This is a genomic window from Kitasatospora sp. NPDC057542 (assembly GCF_042801945.1).
In the GTDB taxonomy this organism is placed as follows: domain Bacteria; phylum Actinomycetota; class Actinomycetes; order Streptomycetales; family Streptomycetaceae; genus Kitasatospora.
In genome coordinates, this window is sequence record NZ_JBHVFE010000001.1 from 110,310 (window position 1) to 135,436 (window position 25,127).

Here is a 25,127-nt window from a genome sequence, read left to right on the forward strand (position 1 = left end):
TTTCAGGCGAGCGCCTGGCCGGAGACGAGCGTCTCGGCGTATCCGAAGACGTGGCCGCGCCCGACCTCGACCGGCCGCAGCGAGGCGAAGTCCTCGTCGAGCGCGTCGAAGATCTCAAGGGTCGCGTCGCCCGACCACACCTCCGAGAACTCGACCCCCGTGACGGTCGAGGTCACCAGCCCGAGGTCGGGCTCCTCACCGTCGATCCACCGCGGCTGGACCCGGCTGTGCACCAGCGGCACGGTGTGCAGCGCCGGCGGCTCGGCGGCCGGGGCGGTCACGCTCACCGAGGCCTGGGCGATCCGGCGGCCGCCCGTCGAGGCGGTGCCGTGGTACGTGCCCGCGGCGGAGCCCAGGGGACCCGCCTTGCCGACGCGCATCGGCCGGGTCTGGTGCACCTCGCCGAACTGCTTCGGCATTCCCTGCACCCAGCCGCGCAGCAGCGGTACGGGCTGGTCGACCCAGGCGTACGGGCACCGGGCCAGGCGGCGGCCGCGGTACTCGCAGCCGAGCAGGATCAGGAACTCACTGAACTGGCTGGCACCCGGCTCGGCCAGCTCGGTGCCCGGCTCCGAGCACCACTGCCAGTGCGCGAAGACCGCGGCGGCCTGCCCCGGATCGGCGCCGAGGTCGAGCTCGGGCGGGAGGAACCGCGCCGCCGCCTCCGGATCCACGCGGTAGTCGACCATGACGACCTCGCCGGAGAAGTGCCACGGCGGAGGAGTCAGCGTGGACGAGGTGCCGGACGGGGACAGCGGAAGGCTGTAGCCACGCAGGCTGCTGACGACGGAACTGGTCATCGAAGGGTTTCCTCGTTTCTCCAGGCGGCGGCGAGCCGCGCGGCCGCCTCCGCCAGACGGTCGGGCGGGTTGAAGCTGTACGCGAGCCGCACGTGGGTGCCGGGCGTGCTGCCGTAGCGGGAGCCCGGTGCCACCGCGACGCCTGCCCGGTCGGCAGCGGCGAGCAACGACGCCTCGCTGCGCCGCGGGTCGAAGGTCAGCCAGACGAAGAATCCGCCGGCCGGACGGTCGATGGTCACCGACTCGCCCAGGCCGGCCCGCAGGGCGGCCACGAGGGTCTCGCGCCGCAGCCGGAGCTGGTCCCGCAGCCACGACAGGCGCCGGTCGTAGCGGCCGTCCCCCATCAGCATGGCCACGGCCAGCGAGGTCAGGTGGTTGAGCGATCCGCCGCTGACCAGCTGTCCGCGGTTGGTCAGCGTCTCGACCAGGTCCGGTTCGGCCTCCAACCAGCCCAGTCGAAGGCCCGGCCCGAGTGTCTTGGCGAACGACCCGAGCCGGATCACGCCCCGCCGGCCGGCCAGTGCGGCGAGCGAGGGCGGCGGGGTGGTGCGGTCCAGGGCCAGTTCCGTGTACGCGTCGTCCTCGACGATCGGCACGCCGTGCCGGGCGGCGACCGCGAGCAGCTGGCGGCGCCGCGATGTGCCCGCGACCGTGCCGGTCGGGTTGTGGAAGGTCGGCGTCAGGTAGACGAACGCCACGTCGTCGCCCTGGGACAGGGCCTGGTCCAGCGCCTGCGGCCGCACGCCCTCACCGTCGGCGTCCACCTCACGCAGGCGCAGACCGTGGTCGGTCATGATGCTCCGGCCCAGGTCGTAGCACGTGCGCTCGACCACGACGGACCGGCCGGGCCGGCCCAGGACGGTGCACAGCAGGGTCAGCGCCTGCGAGGTGCCGGCGGTGACCATGACCTCGTCGGCCGTGCAGCCGTGCCGGGCGGCCAGCAGGGCGCGCAGCGGCTCGGCCCCGGCGTTGGCGCCGTAACTGAGCGCCGCGGGGCCGAACTCGGTGAGGGCCTCCGCGTAGAGCGGAAGCACCTCGTCGACCGGCAGCAGGCTCGGTTCGAGGTAGCCGGGCCCCAGGTCGATGACGCCGGGCGGGGAGACGGCCTGCACCACCCCCGCACGCCACCAACGGGCGTGCGGGAGCGGCGAGACCGTCGTGTTCGGTGGAACCATCAGCCCTGCTGCCCCGGGGTGTCCAGCAGAGCCGCGCGCAGCACCCGGGCGCCCGCGAGCAGGGTGGAGGGGTTCCGGGACAGCGCGATGCGCAGCATCCGGTCGCCCTCCTCCGGCCGCGCCCAGTGGAACTTCTGGCAGGGCAGCACGTAGAGGTTCTGCGAGCTGACCGCCGACCAGACGTCCAGTGCCAGCCGCGAGCCGACGTGCACGCGCTCCACGCTGGTGCGGGCATCCTCGTCGATGAAGCTGATGTCGGGCACGCCCGCGAGCTCGGCACGCACCAGGGCCCGGTTCTCGGCGATCGTGCGCTGCAGGTCGGCGAGGCCGCCGTCCGCCCCGTCGTCGGCGAACCGCTTCACCATGAGCATGATCAGCGGCGAGGTGCCGAGCAGGATGTCCGAGTGGATCTTCTCGATCGGCAGGTCCACGTTCTCCGAGCGGACCAGCCAGCCGATCTTGAGTTCGAGCGTGGGCCACAGCTTGCCGGTGTCCTCGATGACCACCCAGCGGCAGCCGCTCGCGTCGAGGATGGCGTAGTGGTCGAACTGCGCGGCGGGGTCGAAGCCGCGGAACGAGGTGTCCAGGGCCAGCACCACGTTGTGCTCGGCGCACTGCTCGGCGAGCCTGGTCAGGCGCTCCGCGGTCATCACCCGGCCGGTGGGGTTGTTCGGCGTGGTGATGAAGACGCAGCCGACCTGCTCCAGCAGCTCCGTCGGCAGGTCGTCGTCGTGGGCCTGCTCCTCCTCGACCGGGATCAGCCGAAGGCCGACCCCGCGCAGGATGTCGGGGATGTTGTCGAACGTGGGGTGGAGCAGCGCCACCGCGTCGGACGTGGTGACCAGCGAGCGGGCCAGGATCTCCATCGCCAGCGAGGAGGAGTAGCACGGCAGCGTCCGCCCGGCGGCGAACGGGTGGCTGTGCTGGCCGAGCATGCCGAAGAACGAGTCGGCGGCCTCCTGCTCGATCTCGGCCACCGGGCGCATGACGGCCTCGGCCCACAGGTCCGGCAGCTCGGCGATGACCTTGGCCTGCGCGGGCGTGAGCTGCTGGCGGGCGTGCCCGTCGGCGAGGTTCATCGAACTGTTCAGGGCGAGCGTCTCGAATTGGGTCAGGTTCTCCGCGGAGACCTTCGACGGAATTCTGTTCACAAGCACCTCTCATATGAGTGTGTGGCGAAGTGTGCTTGGAGCCACGGCGGTTGCCGGGACTCACCGGCGCGAGCGCCGGGATAGGAATCGAAATGACCCTCTGTCAGCAGAAGGCGAAACGGGTGAGCAATTGCTCGACATCGTCGACAAGGTCACCGGAAGGCAACCCGGACTTTCCGACGAAGCGTTTGAGGTAACCGGCACCCTCGGTGCCGCCGGACCCAGGGGTGTCCGGCAGATAGCGGCGGCCGAATCCGTAGTGCCGGCCGCGCCAGACGTGCAGCGGCGTCTCGCTCGCGGCGAACGCCTCGCGCACGTCGGGGTCTTGGGAGCCGCCCGCGGCGTCCCGCAGGGACGTGAACGCGCGGAGCAGCAGGTCGTTGATCGGGGCCAGGTGCTCGAAGCGCCGGTAGGTGTCGATCTTCCGTTCGTCGTAGCCGTACACCACCAGCTCCATCAGGTGGTAGTTGAGCGACTGGACCGCGCTGGCGCTCCCGGTCGCATCCCGGAAGCCCATGAACAGCTCCGGGGTCAGCGTCCGCAGTGCGTGGAAGACGACGTTCAGCAGCTCGGCCGCCCAGGTGAGCTGGCCCATCCGCAGGACGTACTCGTCGCGGTCGCGGCCGACGGCCTCGGTCGCGCGGCGTGCGGTCCAGCGGATGAGGAAGAAGCCGATCTCGCAGGCCTGCACGGCGCGCATGAAGATGTGCTCGTCGTGCTTGTCAGACCGGCGGAACCCCGAACAGCGGTTGACCACCGTCAGGTCGTGGACCAGCGCGTCGTCGTCGCCGGCGAGCCGGACCAGACCGGCGCTCGCCATGGTGCGGTCCGGGCCGACGGGGGACCGGTCCAGGTGGTCGAGCACGGCCTTCAGACGGCGCACGCGTTCCGCGCCCTCCTCGACCGTGGTCTCGTGCAGCCCGGCCTCACGCTCCTCCAGCGCGATCAGGTCGGTCATGAGCGCGTGCAGCAGCATCAGGCCCGCCTCGTACGCGTCCTCCCGCCGGGCGAAGTACCAGCCGGCCACGTGCAGCCCGGTGTAGCGGTAGTACTCGGGTATGTCGAGGCGTCGGCTGAACGGTCGGGTCAGCAGTCGCAGGATCTCGTTCTCGTCGGTGTCGGGCCCGGCCACGGCCTCGTCGTAGCGCTCGGACAGCCCGAGGATCTCGTCGTCGGGCAGCTCGGCGAGGGGCGTGGCGTGCAGCCAGGCGGCCAGTTCGGCGCAGGCCGCGGGCAGTTCCCGCGAGGGGGCCGGGGCGAGGGCTCTGAAGGGGCTCACCGCTCGGTCGCTCTCTCGGTGTCTCTGCCGGCGCGCAGGCCGATGACCAGGTGCTTGTCGCCGCTGGAGCGCCGGACCGTGCCGTCCGCGAAGCCGGCCCGACGCAGCAGGTCCAGGTACTCGGCCGCGGTGCGGTGCCGGCCCTCGGTCTCGACGTGCATGGAGAGGTTCATGACGGCCGTGGCGAGCGGGCCGCCGCGGTCGTCGTCGAAGAGCCGCTCCATGATCAGGACCCGGCCGCCGGGGAGGCACGCGTCGTGCGCCTTGCGCAGCAGCGTCACGCAGGTCTCGTCGTCCCAGTCGGACAGGATGTAGCCGAAGGCGAAGCAGTCGCCCGTTGGTAGCGGGTCGCGGAAGAAGTCGCCGGCCGCGAACTCCAGCCGGTCGCCGAGCCCGTGTTCGGTGGCCCGCGCGGCCAGGTGCGGACCGACCTGGGGAAGGTCGAACACGGTCGAGCGCAGCTGCGGGAAGGCCTGCAGGGCGGCCACCGAGAAGGGCCCGCTCGCTCCGCCGACGTCGATCAGCTGCCGGGCGTCGCCCAGGTCGGCCAGGGCGGCGAGCTCGTGCGAGACGTGGTGGCTGAGGCCCCACATCGCCTTCAGGAAGCGGCCCACCGACTCGTCGTCGCGGTAGATGGCCTCGAACGGGGCCGGCGTGTCCCGGTCGGTCTCGGCCTTGCCCTTGTGCAGGTAGCCGTTCAGCCGTCCGAACTGGTCGGCGGTGTCGCCGATCAGGTGGTCGACGAATCCCATCAGGTAGCGGGGGTCATCGCGGTCGACGTAGGGCCGCACGTCCGCCGCGAGTGTGTAGCGCCCGCCGTCGGCGTCGAGGACGCCGAAGGAGGACAGCACCAGCAGGAGCCGTTCGAGGGTGTCCTCGTCGACGGCCAGGGCGGCCGCGATCTTCCCGGCGCTGTCGCCGCTGTGCCGGGTCAGGTGCTCGAAGACACCGTGCCGGTCCGCGACGTGCAGAGCGTGGGTGGCGTACATTCCGTAGACGGCGTGTTCCAGGTCCGCAGGAATCATTGTTTTCGCTGCCCATCGATGCAGGGGGGATTGTCAAGCGCTGTCGGTGCGGAAATTCTCGACGCGGCCGCCGATATTTCCGGGCCGTGGCAGGCCCATTGCCCGGTGCGGTGGAAAGCCCCCGGGACGTCGAGAAGTATTTCGGCGTGTGCGACGGACCGGCCATCTTGTTGCCCGCAGAGTGAAACCCGCAGCTCGGAGCCGCTTTCCGGGTCTCGCGCTCCGGGCCGTGGTTCACGATCCGTCGGCTGCCGGTCGCCCGGCGGGTACGGCTGGGGCCCGATGCCCGGGTGGGGGTCTCCGGGTTCCTTGGTCGTGGGCGGGCAGGGCGCGGTCGGCGGCGAAGGGCGGGTGCCGCCGGAGCGTCCCGTGAGGTCGGCCGGTCGGCCGCACCGGACGCGGCGACCCGGGTGCGGATCGGCCGGTGGATCCGTGCGGTGACGGCACGTCAGGCGGACGTGGGCGTGCGGATGCCTCGTGGGAGCGGGGCCCGCGGAGGTTCCGGGACCGGGTTCGCGCCTCCGGTGCCCCCGTGCGGGCCGCGGGTGCCGCCCCGGGCCCCGGTGGTTTGTGGCCGGACCGCTCCCGTGCGGCGGCCGGGGCCGTGCGGTGTGCCGCCGGCGCGGCGGGGTCGGTGCCGTGAACAGGCGTCGAACGTTTGTCGTGTCGAACGTCGAGATTCGGCCGTGCGGCCGACCGGGGGGAGCCGGGCCTGATAGGAGAAGCGCAGGTGGGAGCCGTTATTCGAGCTCCGTCGGAGCACGGCCAAAAATCGTTTTTCCGCCAGAGTCGGGTTGATCGGCGAGGGCGCCGGACGGTACGGTTCCCCGCAAAAGGGGGAAGGGTGTGAAGTGAGTAGCGGATATGCTCTCTTGTTGGAATCCGTGACGAAGACTTACGGTTCCGGTCGTAATGTGGTCACCGCTTTGGACGACGTGACGATAGGCGTGCGGCGCGGGACGTTCGTCGCGATCATGGGTCCCTCCGGCTCGGGTAAGAGTACGTTCCTGCACTGTTCGGCGGGTCTCGACCAACCCACGAAGGGCGGCGTGACCCTCGGCGACACCCGCCTGGTCGGCCTGGACGAGGAGCAGCTCACCGAGATCCGGCGGGAACGGGTCGGGTTCGTCTTCCAGGCGTACAACCTGCTCGACTCGCTCACCATCGCCGACAACGTGGGCCTGCCGTTCCGGTTGGCCGGCGAACCGGTTCCGATGGACCGGGTGAACGCCGAGCTGGCGAACGTCGGGCTCGCCGACATGGGCGACCGCTACCCCGGGCAGCTCTCCGGCGGTCAGCGGCAGCGGGTGGCCATCGCCCGCGCCCTCATCACGGAACCCGACGTGATCTTCGCCGACGAGCCGACGGGCGCGCTCGACACACGTACCGGCAAGCAGGTCCTGCAACTGCTGCGGGGGGTCGTCGACCAGACCGGCCAGACCGTGGTGATGGTGACCCACGACCCGGTCGCCGCCTCGCATGCGGACTCGGTGACCTTCCTGGCCGACGGCCGACTGGCCGGCGAACTCGTCCGGCCGACGCCGGACCAGGTGGCCGACCGGATGACCAGGCTGGGTGAGTGGTGAGCCGTAAGAGCAAGGCCAAGGCGGCCGATCCGCCGGCGGGCGTCAAGGCCAAGAAGAAGGTCAAGACGCTCTCGCGCGAGAACCTCTCGCTGGCCTGGAGCACGATCCGCGGCCGCAAGGGCGGCTTCGCGGCGGTGCTGATCGCCGTCGCGGTCGGCTCCGCCGTGATCACCGCCTGTGGCGCGCTGCTGGAGACCGGTCTCAGCTCGGGAGTCCCGGCCGAGCGGTACCACAAGGCGGCCGTCGTCGTCGGCGGCTACCAGGCCATGCCCGTCGACGGCGATTCGGACCCGCGGCTCTCCGAGCGGGTCCGGCTGCCCGACGACACGGTCGCCAAGGTCGCCGCGGTCAAGGGCGTCGAATCCGCGGTCGCGGACACCAGTGTCCGGATGACCGTCCTGAAGAAGGACTCCGTCCTCGACGGCCCGCCCGTGTACGGGCACGGCTGGTCCGCCTCGGTGCTGGCACCGTTCACGCTGCGCTCGGGCTCCCAGCCGCAAGCGGCCGACGACGTCGTGCTCGACAGCGACCTCGCCAAGCGGGCCGGCGTCGGCGCCGGGGACACGGTCACGCTGGTGGCCGGGTCGAAGCCGGAGTCGTACCACGTCAGCGGCGTCGCCGAGCCCGGGGTCTCGTTCGACCGGCAGTCCGCGGTCTTCTTCACCGACGACCGGGCGGCGCGGCTCTACGACCTGCCCGGCAAGATCGACGCCGTCGGCGTGCTGGCCGCGAACGGGACCGACGCGGGCGACCTCGCCGACCGGATCAAGAAGGCCGTGCCCGGCGTGGAGACCTACACCGGCGACGACCGCAGCGATGTCGAGACGCTCGACATCGGGCAGTCGCGGTCCTTCGTCATCGAGGTGGCCAGCGCCTTCGGCGCCACCATGATCATGCTCGTGGTCATCGTGGTCTCCGGCACGCTGGCCCTGCAGGTGCAGCAGCGCCGCCGCGAGCTGGCCCTGCTGCGCGCCGTCGGTGCCACCCCGCGGCAGGTGCTGCGGATGATCGGCGGCGAGGCCGTGCTCGTCGGCGGGATCGGCGCCGTGCTCGGCGCCGTCCCCGGCATCCTGCTCGCCCTGCTGCTGCACTCCGTGTTCACGTCGGCCGGCGTGCTGCCGGCCGGATTCTCCCTGGAGATCACGCCGCTGCCGGTGCTGTTCGCCGTGCTGGTCTGCGTCCTCGCGGCCCGGGTCGGCGGCTGGCTGGCGGCCCGGCGGGCCGCGAAGGTCAGTGCCGTCGAGGCGCTCGGCGACGTGGCCGTGGAGTCGAAGAAGCTCGGCTGGGTCCGGCTCACGCTCGGCCTGCTGCTCGTGCCCGGGGGCCTGGCCGTCGCGGTCGTGCTGCCGATCGTGCTGCCCGGCGAGTCGGCCATCGAAGGCGCCGCCAGCTCCGCGCTGCTCCTGGTGATCGCCGTCGGCCTGCTCGGACCGAAGCTGTTCGGCGGCATCGCGGCGCTGCTCGGCCGTCGCCCGGGCGGCGTCACCCGGTTCCTCGCGATCGCCAACTCCCGGGCCCGGGCCCGCCGGCTCAGCGCCGCCACCACCCCGCTGATCATGGGCGTGACCATGGCGTCCGCCCAGCTCTTCGGCGCCACGACGCTCGCCGCGACCGCGCAGGACCAGCTGGTCGACGGCGTGATCGCCGACCACGTGGTGACCTCCGACAGCGCGGGGATCTCACCCGGCCTGGTCGACGAGCTCCGAAAGGTCCCCGGCGTCCGCACGGTCGGCCCGGTCGCCCGGACCTCGACGATCCTCACCTGGCCCGACGGCGACGGCATCCAGTACCGGATCACCTCGGCGCAGGGCGTCGACCCGGCGGCCGTACCGGACACCATGAAGCTGGACGTTCTGCGCGGCGACCTCGGCGGTCTCACCGGAGACACGGTCGCGCTCAGCCGCATCGTCTCCGGCACGGTCGGCGCCGACGTGGGCGGCACCGTCGAGGTGCACCTCGGCGACGGCACCGTCGAGAAGGCCAAGGTGGTCGCGGTCTACGAGAACGGGCTCGGCTTCGGCGATATCACGCTGCCCAACGACGTGGTCATCGCGCACAGCACCGACCACCTCGATCAGTGGCTGATGGTGAACTCCGATCCGAAGGCGGACCTGAGCGCGGCGCTGAAGCCGTACCCGACGCTGAGCGTGCAGGACGCCGCGGCGGTCACCGTCGCACCGACCGATTCGGGCGCCAGCGGGGTCAGCCTCATGCTCAACGCCGTCCTGCTCGGCTACCTCGCCATCGCCGTCGTCAACACGCTGGTCATGGCGACGATCTCGCGGCGGGGCGAGTTCGCCCTGCTGCGCCTCGTCGGCACCCGTACCAGCCAGGTCCGGTCGATGATGCGCCAGGAGGCGGGCATCATCGCGCTGTGCGCGATCGTCGTCGGCACGATCGCGGCGCTGCCGTCGCTGATCGGGATGAGCTACGCGATCCGGCACTCCGTGTTCCCCTCCATCCCGCCGCTGATGTACCTCGGCATCGTGACCGCGGCCGTGGCGATCGCCTGGCCCGCCGTGATGCTGCCGGCCCGGCTCGCACTGCGTCCGCCGGCCGTGGAGGCGATCTCGCGGCCCGAGTGACGTACGACCGCTTGTAGCAGGTGAGGCGTGGCTTCGGCCACGCCTCACCTGTTTCGCGCGTCCCCACCGGGACCCCCACCGAGCGGGCAGTTTCCTCACCGCTCAAGAACGTGGAGCCGGTACCCCTCCGCACGCCAAGCTCGACCGTCGACAGATCCGCGCGCCACGCGTGTCTCTAGTGGAGGGCCGAGCATGTCCCACGGTTTTGACAACGCACCCGCCGACCCGGAGGGCCGGACGGTCCACCATGTCGTCGCCGCGCACGCCCGGCGGGACCCGGACGCGCCCGCGGTCGTCGACGCCGACCGGACCCTCACGTACGGCGAGTTGGACGAGCGCGCCAACCACCTGGCCCACCTCCTGGTCGCCGCCGGGGTGGGCGCCGAGTCGCGGGTCGGCATGCTGATGGGCCGTTCGGGCCACTCGCCGGAGACCGTTGTCGCCCTGCTCGCCGTGCTCAAGGCGGGCGGGGTCTACGTGCCGATGCACGAGAGCTACCCCGACGAGCGGGTCCGCCGGCTGCTCGCCGGGACCGACGCGGTGGTGCTGATCGCCGACCGGTCGACCGCCGACCGGGCGGCCACCGCCGGGCCGTCCGTGCTCGTCGTGGACGGCGCGGACCCGGGCCGGCGCCCCGACGCCCCGCGCGTGAGCGTCGACGAGGAGCAGCTCGCGTACGTCATCCACACCTCGGGCTCGACCGGCTGGCCCAAGGGCGTGTCCGTCACCCACCGCAACATCCTGGCGCTCGCCCGGGAACCCCACGTCCGCGCCGCTTTCGGCCGCGGCACGATGTTCAACGCGCCGCTCGCGTTCGACGCCTCCACGTTCGAGATCTGGGTGCCGCTGCTCAACGGAGGCCGCGTCGTCATCGCGTCCGACGAGCTGACCGCCCCGGGGCTGGCCGGGCTCATCGCCGAGCACGGCTTCGACGGCGTCTTCCTGACCGCGGCGCTGTTCCGGCTCTTCGCCGAGGAGCAGCCCGACTGCTTCGCGGGGGTGCGCGAGGTGTGGACCGGTGGCGAGACGCCGTCGGCGACCGCCATCGAGCAGGCGCGGCGCGCCTGCCCGGACACCACGGTCGTCAACGTGTACGGGCCGACCGAGATCACGGTGTGCGCCACCGCGCACCGGATGGCGCCGGGCGGCGAGCCCACCCGGGCCGCGGTGATCGGCACGGCCCTGGACGACTCCGAGGCGTACGTGCTCGACGAGCGGCTGCGGGCCGTCGGCGCGGGCGCGGACGGCGAGCTGTACCTGGCCGGCGACGGCACCGGGCGCGGCTACCTCGGACGCCCCGCGCTGACCGCCGAGCGCTTCGTGGCGAACCCGTTCGTCCCCGGCGGCCGCCTCTACCGCACCGGCGACCGGGTGCGGCTGACCGAGGACGGGCTCATCGAGTTCCTCGGCCGTGCCGACCACCAGGTCAAGATCCGCGGGTTCCGGATCGAACTGGGCGAGATCGAGGCCGCGTTGCGCGACTGCCCCGGCGTCACCGACGTCGTCGTGATGGTGCGGGAGAGCGGCGCCACGCGCAGCATCGTCGCGTACCCGACGGGGCCGAGCCCGCTCGCCGAGGGCGAGCTGCTCGACCGGCTGGCCGAGCGCCTGCCGAGCTACATGGTGCCCGCGCGCGTCGTCTGGATGGACCGGCTGCCGATCAACGCGAACGGCAAGGTGGACCGGTCCGCGCTGCCCGAGCCCCCGGCCGACGACCAGGAGTACCGCGAGCCGCGCACGGACACCGAGCGTGAGCTCGCCGCGATCTGGGCCGAGACGCTCGGCGTCGAACGGGTCGGCGCGCGAGACGACTTCTTCGCCCTCGGCGGCGACTCCGTGCTGACCATGAAGATCGTCGCGCGGGCGCGGGCCAAGGGCCTCGTGCTGAGCACGACCGACGTCTTCGCCCACCCGACCGTCGAGGCGCTGGCCGGCGCGGCGACGCGGCTCGACGAAGCCCCGGCGGCACGACACGAGGCGCAGCGGACGGGCAGCTACCCGTTGACCTCCATGCAGAGCGGCATGCTCTTCGAGACCCTCATGCTCGACGACCCGTCGCTGCACCTGCTCCAGCTCGTCGTCCGGCTCGGCGACGTCACCGACCCCGACCGTCTCGGCCGGGTCTGGCAGGAGGCCACGGAACGCCACGCGGTGCTCCGCACCGAGCTGCGCTGGGCCGAGGTCGAGGAGCCCGTGCAGGTCGTCCGGGACGAGGTCACGCTGCCGGTGACCCACCTCGACTGGAGCGCCCTGCCGGAGGCGGAGCACCCCGTGCGGCTGCGGGAGCTGCTCGACGCCGACCGCGCCGCCGGCGTCGACCTCACCCGGGCACCGCTGAGCCGGGTCACGATCGTGCGGCTCGGCCCGGACTCCGTCGAGCTCGTCTGGACGATGCACCACGTGCTCACCGACGGGTGGAGCGCCGCGGAACTGCTGCAGGACGTGCTCGACGGGTACCGCGGCGAGCCGGTGCGGCCGCGGCCGCCGTTCCAGGACTTCGTCCGCTGGCTTGCGGACCAGGACCTGACCGCCGCCGACGACTACTGGCGCGGCCGGATGGCCGGCTTCACGAGTCCGGTGTCCGTGCCCGGCGACCGGCAGCCGCCCGAGGGCCACCGGCCCACGGCGAGGCGATCGGTGCAGGTGACGGTTCCGGCGGAGACGGCCGCGCGGCTCTCCGCGTGCGCGCGGCGCACCGGGCTGACCCCCAACACCCTGGTCCAGGGCGCGTGGGCGATCCTGCTGGCGCGCCTGAGCGGCGAGACCGACGTCTGCTTCGGCACGAGCATGGCGGTGCGGCCGGCGGAGCTGCCCGGCGTCGAGTCGATGGTCGGCATGATGATCAACAGCCAGCCCGTCCGGGTCCGGGTCGGTGACGACGAGCAGACCCTGCCCTGGCTCGCGGAGTTGCAGCGCGAGCAGGCCGCGGCGCGCGAGTTCGCGTACGCCCCGCTGAACCGCGTGCAGTCCTTCGCCGACGTGGCGCCCGGGACCGCGCTGTTCGACACGGCCGTGGTCTTCCAGAACTACCCGTTCGACCGGTCGGTGGTCCGCGCGTTCGACGTCGAGTTCGCCACGGGCTATCCGCTGGCGCTGAGCGTGTTCCCCGGCGAGTCGCTGGTCATGCGGCTGCTCTACGACGAGACGGTCTTCGAGCCGGACACCGTGGAGCGGGTCGCCGCGCGGCTGATCACGGTGCTGGACAAGCTGGCCGACGGGTCCGCGCCGAGCGTCGGCGACGTGACCGCGCTGACCGCCGCCGAGCGGGAACTCGTCCTCGGTGAGTGGGGCGTGGCCGCTGCCTCCGAGTACTCCATCGAGCGGCGCATGCACCAGCTCATCAGCGAGCGCGCCGCCCGGTGGCCGGACACCGTCGCGATCGAGCGGGGCGACCACCGGCTCACCTACGCGGAGGTCGAGGAGCGCTCCAACCGGCTCGCCCACCACCTGGTCGGCCTCGGCGTCGGGCCGGACGTGCTCGTCGGTGTGTCCGTCGAGCGCGGCCCCGACCTGGTCGTCGGCGTCCTCGGCACGCTCAAGGCCGGCGGCGCGTACGTGCCGATCGACCCCGACTACCCGGCCCAGCGCGCCGCCGCGATCCTGGAGGAAGCGCGCCCGGCGGTCGTGCTCACCCACACCAGCCACGTCGACGTCTTCGCGGGCACGGCGACCCCGCTCGTCCTGCTCGACGAGGACTGGCCCGCCGTCGCCGCCCGGCCGGCGACCGCCCCGCCCGACCACGGCAGCCCCCGCGACCTCGTGTTCACCGTCTACACCTCGGGTTCGACCGGGAAGCCCAAGGGCACCATGGTCGAGCACCGGTCCATGGTCAACACCATCGAGGCGGTCGTCCCCCTGCACGTGCGCCCCGGCAGCCGGATCTACCAGCTCTCCCCGATGAGCTTCGACGCCGCCTCGCTCGTCCTGTTGAGCACGCTCGCGGGCGGCGCCACGCTGGTCGCTCCCGTGACCGCCGGGACCTACAGCGGTGCCGAACTGATCGAGCAGCTGCGCGAGGCCGACGTCACCGCGGTCACCGGGCCGCCGACCGTCCTGCCGGTGCTCGACCCGGCGGCGCTGCCGAATCTGGAGTCCATCCTGTGCGGCGGCGAGGTCCTCACCCCGGACCTCGCCACCGCGTGGTCGCCCGGCCGCCGCCTGCTCAACGGTTACGGTCCCAGCGAATGCGCGGTCGCCGCGACGCTGTTCGCCGTCGAGCCCGGTGCCCGGTACGACAACGTCCCGATCGGCAGGCCGATCCCCAACACCAGCGTCCACGTCCTCGACGACCGGCTGCGCCCCGTGCCGCCCGGCGTCACGGGAGAGCTCTACCTCGGCGGCGCCGGCGTGGGCCGCGGATACATCGGGCGGCCGGACCTCACCGCGGAGCGCTTCGTGGCCGACCCGTTCGGCGCGCCGGGCGCCCGGCTGTACCGCACCGGCGACCTGGTCCGCTGGAACCGGGACGGCACGCTGGAGTTCGCCGGCCGGGCGGACGACCAGGTCAAGATCCGCGGCTTCCGGGTGGAGCCGCGCGAGGTCGAGAACGTGCTGCTGCGGCACGAGGCGGTGGCCGAGGCCGCGGTCGTCGTCCAGGCCGACGGGGCCGGCAAGCGGCTCGTCGCGTACGTCGTGCCCCGCTCCGGCGAACCGACCGCGGACGAGCTGCGCGCACACGTCGCCCAGCACGTGCCCGCCTACATGGTTCCGGCCGCCGTGGTGTCGCTGGCGGTGCTGCCGATCAACCGCAACGGCAAGCTCGACCGGGCGGCGCTGCCCGCGGCGGGGCTCCGTCCGGACGAGGACTCGTACGTGGCGCCGGCCAACCCCACCGAGGAGGCCGTCTGCCGGATCTGGGGCGAGGTGCTGGACGTGCCCCGGGTGGGCGCGCACGACAGCTTCTTCGACCTCGGCGGCGACTCGATCAACGCGATCCGCCTTGCCGTCCGCATGCGCACCGCGTTCGACGTGCCGCTCTCCCCGCGAGACCTGTTCGAGCACCGCCACGTGAGAGACCTCGCCGCGGTCGTCCAGCAGCGGATCATCGCGAGCCTGATTGCCGCCTCCGGCGCCGAAGCGCCCGGCCGGATCTGACCTTGGAAGGAATGCAGATGACCCAGCCCGACGAGATGCTCGCGTCCGTACCGGCGCACCTGCGGGCGGAGCTGCTGCGCCGCCTCGCCGGCCAGTCCGCGCCCGCGGAGCTGCCGATCCCCGCCGCCCCCCGTGACGGCCTGCTGCCGATGTCGTCGGCGCAGGAGCGGCTCTGGTTCTCCGCCGAGTTGGAACCGGACAGTGCCGAGTACAACTCGCTGCGCGCGCTGCGGCTGCGCGGCGAGCTCGACACCGCTGCGCTCGGCGCCGCGCTCGACCAGGTCGTGCGCCGGCACGAGATGCTGCGCACCACGTTCGACGCGGTCGACGGCCGTGGCGTCCAGATCGTGCACGAGCACACCGACCGGCCGTTGCCGACCGTCGACGTGTCAGGGCCCGACGCCGTGCCCGCGATCGAGCGCTTCCTCGCGGCGGAGCTGAACACCCCGTTCGACCTGCGCCACGGACCGCTGCTGCGGGCCACCCTGCTGCGCGTGGACGCCGACGACCACGTGCTCGTGCTGGGCACGCACCACATCGTCTGCGACGGCTGGTCGACCGGGCGGCTGCTCGGCGAGCTGGCCGCCGCCTACGACGAGGCGGTCGGCGGCGTGGCGGCGTCCCTGTCGCCCCTGCCCGTGCAGTACGCCGACTTCGCCGTCTGGGAGCGCGAGCGGTCCGCCACGCTCGACGAGCAGCTCGGCTACTGGCGCGACCGGCTCGCGGGCATGCGCACGGCCGACCTGCCCACCGACCGGCCGAGGCCGCCCGTCCGTACGCCCGCGGGCGCGACCCTGCCGGTGGAGATCCCCGCCGACGTGCTGAACCGCCTGCGGGAGCTGAGCCGTGGGCGTGACGCGACGCTGTTCATGGCCCTGGTCACGGTCACGAAGGTGCTGCTGGCCCGGTACTGCGACGAGCCCGACGTGGCGGTCGGCACGGTCACCCTGGGCCGGCAGCGGCCCGAGCTGGAGAACCTGATCGGCACCTTCATCAACACCGTGGTGCTGCGTTCCCAGGTGGAGGAGTCGCTGTCGTTCACGGAGCTGCTCGGCCGGGTGCGCACCGGCCTGCTCGACGCCTTCGCCCACGACGAGGTCCCCTTCCAGCGGCTCGTCGACACGCTGCGGCCCGACCGGGACCCGTCCCGGCCGCCGCTGGTGCAGGTGATGGTCAACCTGCAGAACCTGGCCGACACGCTGCCGGCCTTCCAGGGGCTGGACGTCACCGAGATCCAACCGCCGGTCGACGTCGCGAAGCTGGACCTCACGCTCGACTTCTACGAGGACGCCTCCTCGCTCGTCTGCTACCTGGAGTACAGCACCGACCTGTTCGACCGGGCGACCGTCGAGCGGCTCGGCGGCCACCTCGTCACCCTGCTGCGCGCGGTGACCGACGAGCCCGAGGTGCCGCTCGCCGGCCTGTCCATGCTGCCGGCCGACGAGCTGCACACGCTCACCGCCGACTGGCAGGGACCGGCCATCGCGGTACCGGACGCCCGGACCCTGCACCGGATCTTCGACGAGCAGGCGGCCCGGACGCCCGACTCCGTCGCGGTGAGCGACAGCAGCGAGCGGCTCACCTTCGCCGAGCTGGACGCGCGGGCCAACCGGCTCGCGCACCACCTGGTCGCGGCCGGCGTCCGCCCGGGCGTGCTGACCGGCGTCTGCCTCGACCGCGGCGTGGACGCGATGGTCGCGCTGCTGGCCGTCCTCAAGGCCGGTGGCGCGTTCGTGCCGCTCGACCCCGAGCACCCCGCGCAGCGGCTGGCCATGATGCTCGGTGACGCCGCCGCCCCGGTGCTGATCACCGACTCGGCGGCGGTGGGCGAAGGCCCCTGGACCACGATCCGCCTCGACACCGACCAGGACGCGATCGCCCGCCACCCCGCCACGGCGCCCACCACGGCCGTCGGGCCGGACGACCTCGCGTACGTCGTCTACACCTCCGGCTCGACCGGCCGCCCCAAGGGCGTGATGGTCAGCCACCGCAACGCCGAACACATGATGCGCGCCTGGGACGCCCGCTACGACCTGACCGGACTGCGGGGCCGCAGCCTGTCGGTGTCCAGCCTCGCCGTGGACCTGTTCCTCGGTGACTTCCTGATGTCCGCGATGTACGGCGGCGAGATGGTGATCTGCCCGGCAGAGGTGATCACCGACCCGCCCGCACTGGCCGCGCTGATCACCGAGGTCCGCCCGCAGCTGCTGGTGACCACCCCGTCGCTGGCCAAGGCGGTCGCCCAGGAACTGTCCTGGGCCGGCCACCGGGCGGACTCGCTGCGCGTCCTCGCGGTCGGTTCGGAAGCGTGGCTGGCCGGCGACGCGGCCGCGACCCTGGAGCTGCTCCCGTCCGACGCCGTCGTCACGAACAACTACGGCGCCACGGAGACCACCGTGGACTCCACGACGTACCGGCTGCGGCCCGACGCGCTGGGCGACACGGCGGTCGTGCCGATCGGCCGGCCGCTGGGCAACACCCGCACGTACGTGCTCGACGCCCTGCTGCGTCCCGTTCCCGTCGGCGTGCCCGGCGAGATCTGCATCGGCGGTGACGGGGTGGCACAGGGGTACTGGAACCGGCCCGAGCTCACCGCGCAGCGCTTCATCGACGACCCGTTCACCGACGGACGGCTCTACCGCACCGGCGACGTCGGGCGATGGCGGCCCGACGGCAACCTGGAGTACCTCGGCCGTGCGGACGACCAGGTCAAGGTCCGCGGCTTCCGGGTGGAGCTCGGCGAGGTCGAGGCCGCCCTGCTGCGCCACCCCGGCATCGCGGCCGCGGCCGCCGCGGTGCGACCCGACACGGGCGGCCGTGACCGGCTCGTCGGCTACCTGGTCGCGGACGGTACCGCGCCCACCCTCACCGAGCTGCGCGCGTTCCTCGCCGGGATCGTGCCCGACCCGGCCGTACCCTCCGCACTCGTCGTCCTCGACGAGCTGCCGATGACGCCGAGCGGCACGCTCGACCGCAAGGCGCTGCCGGCGCCGGCGACCACCGACCACGCCGCCGGGAACCACGTACCGCCGCGCAACGACACCGAGGCCGCGCTCGCCGCGATCTGGGCCGAGGTGCTGGGCCTCCAGCCCGGCTCGGTCGGGGTCAGCGACAACTTCTTCGAGCTCGGCGGCGACTCGATCGTCGGACTGCAGGTCGTGTCGAAGGCACGGCGGGCCGGCCTGCGCCTGACCGCCAAGCAGATCTTCCTGCACCAGACCGTCGCCGACCTGGCCGCCGTCGTCCGGGCCGCGGACCAGCCGGCGCCGCAGGCGGCCGCCACCGCGGTCGGGGACGTGCCGCTCACCCCGGTGCAGCACTGGTTCTTCGAGCAGTACCCCGAGGGCGCCGTCCACTTCAACCAGTCGATGTTCGTCGAGCTCGCGCCCGGCACCGACCCGGCCGCCCTGCGCACGGCGGTGACGGCGCTGCTCGACCACCACGACGCGCTGCGGCTGCGCGCCGTGCGCACCGACGGCGCCTGGCGGCAGCACTGCGCGGTCGCCGAGACGGGCGAGCCGTTCCGCACGGTCGACCTGTCCGGCCTCGACGCCCAGGCCCGCGAGCGGGCGGTCCACGAGGCGGTCACGGCGGCCCAGGCGGGCTTCCGGCTCGACGCCGGCCCCCTGCTCGGCGCGGTGCACTTCTCCGGTGCACCCGAGCCCGACCGGCTGTTCGTCACGGTGCACCACCTCGTCGTCGACGGGGTCACCTGGCGCGTGCTGCTCTCCGACCTGGAACTCGCCTACGAGCAGGCGGTGCAGGGTCTGCGAGCCGGCCTGCCGGAGAAGTCCACCGGCTTCCGGGAATGGTCGATGCGGCTGACCGAGGCGGCCGGATCCGGCCGCTTCGACGGCGAGCGACCGTACTGGCAGGCCGTCGAGGCCGCGTCCGCCGCATGCCCGCCGCTGCCGGTCGACCGCACGGCACCGGACACGCTCGCGCACGCCCGTACGGTCGAGGCCAGTCTCGACGCCGAGCTGACCCGCGCGCTGCTGCGGGACGTGCCGGCGGCGTACCGCACCCAGATCAACGACGTGCTGCTGACCGCGCTCGCGGCGGTGCTGGCCGACTGGTCCGGCGGCGAGGCCGTCGCGGTCGAACTGGAGGGCCACGGCCGCGAGAACCTCTTCGACGACGTCGACCTGTCCCGCACGGCGGGCTGGTTCACCACGCTCTTCCCGGTCGTGCTGCCCGTGCCGGGCGAGGACTGGGGCACCCGGCTCAAGGCCGTCAAGGAGACCCTGCGCGCGGTCCCCGAGGCCGGCATCGGGTACGGCGCCCTGCGCTACCTGACCGAGGGCGCCGGGCTGGGCGGCGGCCGCTGCCAGGTCGGCTTCAACTACCACGGCCACTTCGACGTGGCCACCGGCGACGGCCTGCTGCGCGGCTGGCAGCCCAGCCCGGTACCGGACCGCAGTGCCGACCTGGCCCGTCCGAACCGCCTGGAGGTCACCGGGATGGTCCGTGACGGCCGGATCGAGTTCTCCTGGGAGTACTCGGCCGCGCTGCACGACGAGGCGACGATCGCCGGCCTCGCGGCGCGGTTCACCGCCGCGCTCGCCGACATCGTGGCGCACTGCGCCCAGGCCGGCGGCTGCACCCCGTCCGACTTCCCGCTCGCCGGGCTCGACCAGGCCGGCGTCGACCGGATCGCCGGGGACGGCCGCGCGGTCGAGGACGTCTACCCGCTCACGCCGATGCAGAGCGGCCTGCTGTTCCACTCGCTCGACGCGCACGAGGACGACATCTACTTCACCCACCTCGGGCTGGTCCTCGACGGGGTCACCGACCCCGCCGTGCTGGCCGAGGCGTGGCAGCGGGTCGTCGACCGCACGCCCGTGCTGCGTACCGCGATCGCCGACGCCGAGGGCGGACGCCCCCTGCAGGTGGTCCACCGGGACGTGCGCGTGCCCGTCGTCATCGAGGACTGGTCGGAGCTGACCGAGGCACAGCAGCAGGAGCGCATCCGCCTGCTGGCCGAGGCCCCGGGCGAGCCGCTCGACCTGTCGCGGCCGCCGCTGCTGCGACTGCACCTGGCCCGGCTCTCCGCGTCCAGCGTTCACCTGCGCTGCTCGTCGCACCACCTGCTCCTCGACGGCTGGAGCTTCGCCGACGTGCTCAACGAGGTCTTCGTGGAGCACGCCGCGCTCAGCGGACGCGAGGTCGACCCGCCGCGCCCGCGCCGCCCGTTCCGCGAGTACGTGCGCTGGCTCGGCGAGCAGGACACCGCCGCGGCGCAGACGTACTGGACCGGCCTGCTCGCCGGGTTCTCCGCACCCACCGTGCTGCCGTACGACCGGCCGCCGCTGCGCTCGCACCAGTCCCGCGACACCGGCCACCTCGACCTCGTGCTCACGGCGGAGGAGACCGGGCGGCTGGAGAGCTTCGCCCGGGAGGCCCGGGTCACCGTCAACACCCTGATCCAGGGCGCCTGGGCCCTGCTGCTGTCCCGGTACAGCGGCGACCGGCAGGTCTGCTTCGGCACCACGGTGGGCGGCCGGCCCGCCGACCTGCCGGGCTCGGACGAGATGGTCGGCCTGTTCATCAACACGCTGCCCGCCCGGCTGACCGTCTCGCCCGACAGCGACCTGCGCACCTGGCTGCGCGAGATCCAGGAGCAGCAGGTCGACGGCCGCCAGTTCGAGTACGTCTCGCTCGCCCAGGTCCGGAACTGGGCCGCGATCCCGGCGGGCACCGACCTCTTCGACAGCTGCGTGGTCTTCGAGAACTTCCCGTACGACGAGAACGCCGCCGAGCGCCACGGCCTGGGGGTCCGGTCGTTGGCGGGCCTGGAGACGTCGAACTTCCCGCTCACCTGCGTGGCACACCTGGTGGACGGACTCCACATGCGGCTCGGCTACGACCCGCGGCTGTTCGACGACGCCACCGCGGGCCGCTTCGCCGATCACCTGCTCGGCATGCTCGACGCGATGGTGGCGGCACCCGGCAGCACCACCCTGCGGGACCTGCCGATGGTCCGCGGCGCCGAACTCGACCGGCTGATCGAGGAGTTCAACGGAACCCTGTCCGGCTACCCCGAACGGTGCCTGCACGAGCTCTTCACGGAGGTCGCGCGCGAGCACCCCGACCGGCTCGCGGTCGTCGCCAGCGACACCCGGCTCACCTACGCCGAGCTGGACGCCTGCTCCGACCGGCTCGCCCACGATCTCGTCGGCCGGGGCGTCGGTCCGGAGGTGCCGGTGGGCATCTGCCTGCCGGGTGGCGCCGAGATGATCACCGCCATGCTCGGCGTCCTCAAGGCGGGCGGTGCGTACGTGCCGCTCGACCCCGGGTACCCGTCCGAGCGTCTCACCTACCTCTTCCGCGACTCGGGCGTGCCGGTGATGCTGACCAGCGCCGCGCTCGCGCCCGGCCTGCCGCCGACCGACGCCGAGATCCTGCTGGTCGACGAGCTGCGGCCGGAGCCCGTCGTCGCGCCGCTGCCCTCGCGCACCGTCCCGGACAACCTCGCCGTGCTCGTCTACACCTCGGGCTCGACCGGCGCGCCCAAGGCCAGCATGGTCACCCACCGCGGCCTCGTCCGTCTGGTGCGCGCCGCGGGCGAGCACACCTTCGGCGACGCCACGACGATCGCCCAGCACCACTCGATCTCGTTCGACGCCGCGCAGAACGAGCTGTGGCAGGCGCTGCTGAGCGGCGCGTGCCTGGCCGTGCGGCCCGGCGACTTCCGCTCGGTCGACGAGCTCGACAAGTTCCTGCGCGACAACGAGGTGGAGGCCATCTCGTTCGCGGCGGGCTTCTTCCACGCCGTCGCCGACACCGACCCGGGAATCCTCGCCGGGGTGCGCACGGTCGTGGTCGGCGGTGAGGCGCTGTCCGCACCGCACTGCGCCCGCGTCCTCGACCGGCTGCCCGACCTGCGGATCGTCAACGAGTACGGGCCCACCGAGTGCTCGGTGACCTCGACCTGCTTCCCGGTCGAGCGCGACGGGCAGTACGGAGGGACCGTCCCGGTCGGCCGGCCGACCGCGGACGCCCGGGTCTACCTGCTCGACCGGGACCTGCAGCCGGTGCCGGTGGGCGTGGCCGGGGAGGCGTACCTCGCCGGGGACGGCGTGTGCCGCGGCTACCGGGGCCGCCCCGGGCTGACCGCCGAACGCTTCCTGGCGGACCCCTTCGGGGCGCCCGGTTCCCGGATGTACCGCACCGGCGACCTGATGCGCTGGCGGCCCGACGGCACGCTGGAGTTCGTCGGCCGTACCGACGACCAGGTGAAGCTGCGCGGCTACCGCATCGAGCTCGGCGAGATCGAGCAGGCGCTGACCCGCCACCCGGACGTGGCGAGGGCGACCGTCGTCGTCCGCGAGGACCAGCCGGGCCGCCGGCGTCTCGTCGGGTACGTGATCTCCGAGCAGGACCCGGCCGAACTGACCGCGTACCTCGCCGCCAGCCTGCCCGAGTACATGGTCCCGGCCGCGATCGTCCGGCTGGAGCAGATGCCGCTCACCGCGCACGGCAAGGTCGACCGGCGCGCCCTGCCGGAGCCCACGACCACTGCGGCCGGCCGGGCCACGGTGGAGCCCCGCACCTCCGACGAGCGCACGATGGCCGCGATCTGGGCCGAGACGCTCGGCGTGGAGCGGGTCGGGGTCACCGACGACTTCTTCGACCTCGGCGGCGACTCGATCCTCAGCATCCAGGTCGTGTTCAAGAGCCGCCGGGCGGGACTGCAGGTCTCCTCCAGCGACCTGTTCCGCCACCCGACCGTCGAACAGCTCGTCGCCGCCGCCGGCCAGGACCGCCAGGTCGAGGCCACCCAGGAGGCCGAGGCCGGCGAGGTGCCGCTCACCCCGATCCAGCACGCGTTCTTCGCGCGCAACACGGCCGCCCCGCAGCACCTCGTCCAGTCGATCCACGTCGAGCTCGCGGCGGACGTCCACGAGGCGGCGCTGCGCGCCGCGATCGAGGCGGTCGTCGCGCACCACGACGCGCTGCGGATGCGGTACGAACTCGACGAGCAGGGCCACTGGTCGCAGTGGAACCTCGCGGCCGAGACCGGCGAGCTGTTCGAGCGCCACGACCTCTCGGGGCTGCCCGACGAGGAGCTGCTCCCGGCCATGGACCGGCTCGCCGCGGTGGCCGACACGAGCTTCGACCTGACCGAAGGGCCGTTGCTGCGGGCGGTCCTGTTCGACCTCGGCGCGGACCGGCGGGCGCACCTGCACCTGACCGTGCACCACCTCGTGATCGACGCCGTGTCGTGGCGGGTCATCAACCACGACCTGGACCTCGCCTACCGGCAGGCGCTCGACGGCGAGCCGATCGACCTCGGAGCCAAGACCTCCTCGTTCCGGCAGTGGGCCACCCGCTTCGCGGCGCACGCGGCGGACGGCGGCTTCGCCGACCAGGCCGCGCACTGGGACGCGGTGCCCGAGGCGGCGCCGCTGCCGACCGACGGCCCCGGACCGAACGTGGTGTCGTCGCGGCGGATCATGCCGGTGCGGCTGGAGCAGGACGAGACCGCGGCGCTGCTGCACGTGGCACCGGGCAAGTTCCGCGCCCGGGTCAGCGACGTGCTGCTCTCCGCGCTGGCCTGGACGATGTGCCGCTGGTCCGGCGACGACCGACTGGTGATCGAGATGGAGGGCCACGGACGCGAGGAGATCTTCGACGACATCGACCTCTCCCGCACCGTCGGGTGGTTCACCAGCTCGTACCCCGTCGCGCTGGAGGTGCCCGGACGGACCGGCGACGAGGCCGACTGGCCCGCCGTCGTGCGGTCGGTGCGCCGCTGCCTGCGCGCCGTCCCCGGCAACGGCATCGGCTACGGCGCGCTGCGCCACCTCGCCGGGCACGGCACGCCGTCGGGGGAGCACGCGCCCCCCGCGGTGTCGTTCAACTACCACAGCCAGACCGAGGAGATCACCCGGACGGCCGACCGCTCGCTGTTCCACGCCTTCCACGAGGAGATCGGCCAGGAGCAGGACGACCGCGAGCTGGTCGAGCAGGCGCTGGAGGTGGTCGGCGCGGTCGAGGGCGGCCGGCTCGGCTTCGACCTCTACTACTCCGTCAACCTGCACGAGCCCGGGACGATCGAGCGGGTCGGCTCCGAACTGGTGGCGGCCCTGCGCTCGATCGCCCGCCTGTGCGACCCGGCCCTCGGAACGGAGGATGCCCGATGAACGAGTTGCTCACGGAGCTCGCGCTCCGGCACGGCGTGCCCGGCGCGCAGCTGGCGATCTGGCGCGACGGCCACCTCCTCACGGCGGAGACCGGTGAGGAGGAGGCCGGGTCGGGACGGCCGGTGACGGTCGCGACGGCGTTCCCGCTCGGATCGCTCACCAAGGCGTTCACCGCGACGCTCGCGGCCCTGCTGGTCGCCGACGGCGACGTGGACCTGGACGAGTCCCTGGCGGAGCAGTTGGGCGAGCTGCGCGCGGGCCCGGAGTTCACGCTGCGACAGGCGCTCAGCCACACCGCGGGCCTGGCGGCCAACACCGCTGAGCTGCCGCCCGGAACCACCCGCGCCCGGTGGCTCGCCCGGCACGCGTCCGAGCTGGCCGTGCACGAGCCGGGCACGGTCTTCTCCTACTCCAACCCGGGCTACCTGATCGCCGGCCGCCTGGTCGAGGAGATCACCGGGCTGGACTGGGCGGAGGCCATGGACGCGATGCTGCTGCGCCCGCTGGGGTACGACGCCGCGGCGCCGATCGCCCCGGGCCATCTGGTACGGCCGGACGCCCCGGCCCGGCCCATCCGGGAGCAGTCCGTACCGCCGCTGGAGGACCCGGCCGCCGGCCTGAGCCTCTCCGCCCGCGACATTGCGGTGTTCGGTGCCGCGCACCTGGGTCTCGGCCCGGGCGCGGGCCTGCTGGACGCCGCGACGGCGCGATCGATGCGCGAGGACGTCACGGAGGGGCTCGCCGTGGACGCCTACGGGCTGGCGGGCGGCTGGGGTGCCGGATGGTCGCGGTACGGGGGCTGGTTCGGCCACGACGGCACCGGCGACGGCGCGTGGAGCCACCTGCGCGCGAACCCGGCGACGGGGACCGTGGTGGCGCTGACCGCCAACGGCAGCACCGGCGCGCGGCTGTGGGAGTCGCTGCTCGGGCGGCTGGGTGAAACCGGCCTGGAGGTCGGCGACCATCCTCGGGACACGACCGGCGTCGAGTCCGTGCCGGCGCCGCCGCAGTGCGCGGGGGACTACGCGAACGGCGACTGGTCGTGCCGGGTCGAGGCCGACGGCGGTGACCTCCTGCTCTCGATCGCCGGAGCGGAGCCGGTCCGGCTCCTGGTCGGCAGGGACCTCTCCTTCCGCACGCCCTCGGACGGCGGTGCGCGCGCGGCGATGCCGTACCTCGGGCGGTTCCTGCGCGACCCGGTGACCGGTGACGTCGACCGTGTGCAGATCACCGGAAGGCTCTGCGTCCGGCAGAAGTAGCGCACGCCGAAAGCGGCGGGCCCGTTC

The 25,127-nt window shown here is 73.1% G+C and carries 10 protein-coding genes; 5 read left to right on the plus strand and 5 right to left on the minus strand.

The window, feature by feature from the left end; all coding sequences use genetic code 11:
* Positions 1–2: 2 nt before the first annotated feature.
* From mppR to ACFU7Y_RS00380, 5 genes are all read right to left on the minus strand, one after another.
* Positions 3–800, minus strand: coding sequence for an enduracididine biosynthesis enzyme MppR (gene mppR / locus ACFU7Y_RS00360; protein WP_224273754.1), 798 nt, complete (start codon positions 798–800; stop codon positions 3–5).
* Positions 797–1,975, minus strand: coding sequence for an aminotransferase class I/II-fold pyridoxal phosphate-dependent enzyme (locus ACFU7Y_RS00365; protein ID WP_224273761.1), 1,179 nt, complete (start codon positions 1,973–1,975; stop codon positions 797–799). The genes mppR and ACFU7Y_RS00365 overlap by 4 nt, the downstream gene beginning before the upstream one ends.
* Positions 1,975–3,126: an enduracididine biosynthesis enzyme MppP gene (gene mppP, locus ACFU7Y_RS00370; protein WP_224273763.1), complete on the minus strand. Its 1,152-nt coding sequence runs from the start codon at positions 3,124–3,126 to the stop codon at positions 1,975–1,977. Before mppP ends, ACFU7Y_RS00365 begins: the two co-directional genes overlap by 1 nt.
* A gap of 103 nt (positions 3,127–3,229) precedes the next feature.
* On the minus strand, positions 3,230–4,405 hold the full coding sequence (locus ACFU7Y_RS00375) for a tryptophan 2,3-dioxygenase family protein (RefSeq protein WP_380765725.1): 1,176 nt from the start codon (positions 4,403–4,405) through the stop codon (positions 3,230–3,232).
* Positions 4,402–5,430: a methyltransferase gene (locus ACFU7Y_RS00380; protein WP_380765727.1), complete on the minus strand. Its 1,029-nt coding sequence runs from the start codon at positions 5,428–5,430 to the stop codon at positions 4,402–4,404. The genes ACFU7Y_RS00375 and ACFU7Y_RS00380 overlap by 4 nt, the downstream gene beginning before the upstream one ends.
* Before the next feature lie 875 nt (positions 5,431–6,305).
* On the opposite strand from ACFU7Y_RS00380, the gene ACFU7Y_RS00385 reads away from it, so the two are divergent.
* From ACFU7Y_RS00385 to ACFU7Y_RS00405, 5 genes are all read left to right on the plus strand, one after another.
* Positions 6,306–7,016, plus strand: a complete 711-nt coding sequence (locus tag ACFU7Y_RS00385) for an ABC transporter ATP-binding protein (protein WP_380765729.1) — start codon at positions 6,306–6,308, stop codon at positions 7,014–7,016.
* Complete coding sequence (locus ACFU7Y_RS00390) at positions 7,010–9,601, plus strand: FtsX-like permease family protein (protein ID WP_224273769.1); 2,592 nt, start codon at positions 7,010–7,012, stop codon at positions 9,599–9,601. The genes ACFU7Y_RS00385 and ACFU7Y_RS00390 overlap by 7 nt, the downstream gene beginning before the upstream one ends.
* Before the next feature lie 192 nt (positions 9,602–9,793).
* Positions 9,794–14,695 carry an amino acid adenylation domain-containing protein gene (locus tag ACFU7Y_RS00395; protein ID WP_380765732.1) on the plus strand — a complete coding sequence of 1,634 codons (4,902 nt, stop codon included), beginning with the start codon at positions 9,794–9,796 and terminating at the stop codon, positions 14,693–14,695.
* Between the two features lie 17 nt (positions 14,696–14,712).
* Complete coding sequence (locus tag ACFU7Y_RS00400) at positions 14,713–23,841, plus strand: amino acid adenylation domain-containing protein (RefSeq protein ID WP_380765734.1); 9,129 nt, start codon at positions 14,713–14,715, stop codon at positions 23,839–23,841.
* A complete protein-coding gene (locus ACFU7Y_RS00405) occupies positions 23,838–25,100 on the plus strand; it encodes a serine hydrolase (protein ID WP_224273775.1) in 1,263 nt (420 codons plus the stop codon). The genes ACFU7Y_RS00400 and ACFU7Y_RS00405 overlap by 4 nt, the downstream gene beginning before the upstream one ends.
* Positions 25,101–25,127 lie beyond the last annotated feature (27 nt).

Coding starts and splice junctions, on each gene's coding strand:
- mppR (WP_224273754.1), bottom strand. CDS start 800: ATGACCAGTTCCGTCGTCAGCAGCCTGCGTGGCTACAGCCTTCCGCTG.
- ACFU7Y_RS00365 (WP_224273761.1), bottom strand. CDS start 1,975: ATGGTTCCACCGAACACGACGGTCTCGCCGCTCCCGCACGCCCGTTGG.
- ACFU7Y_RS00380 (WP_380765727.1), bottom strand. CDS start 5,430: ATGATTCCTGCGGACCTGGAACACGCCGTCTACGGAATGTACGCCACC.
- ACFU7Y_RS00395 (WP_380765732.1), top strand. CDS start 9,794: ATGTCCCACGGTTTTGACAACGCACCCGCCGACCCGGAGGGCCGGACG.
- ACFU7Y_RS00400 (WP_380765734.1), top strand. CDS start 14,713: ATGACCCAGCCCGACGAGATGCTCGCGTCCGTACCGGCGCACCTGCGG.
- ACFU7Y_RS00405 (WP_224273775.1), top strand. CDS start 23,838: ATGAACGAGTTGCTCACGGAGCTCGCGCTCCGGCACGGCGTGCCCGGC.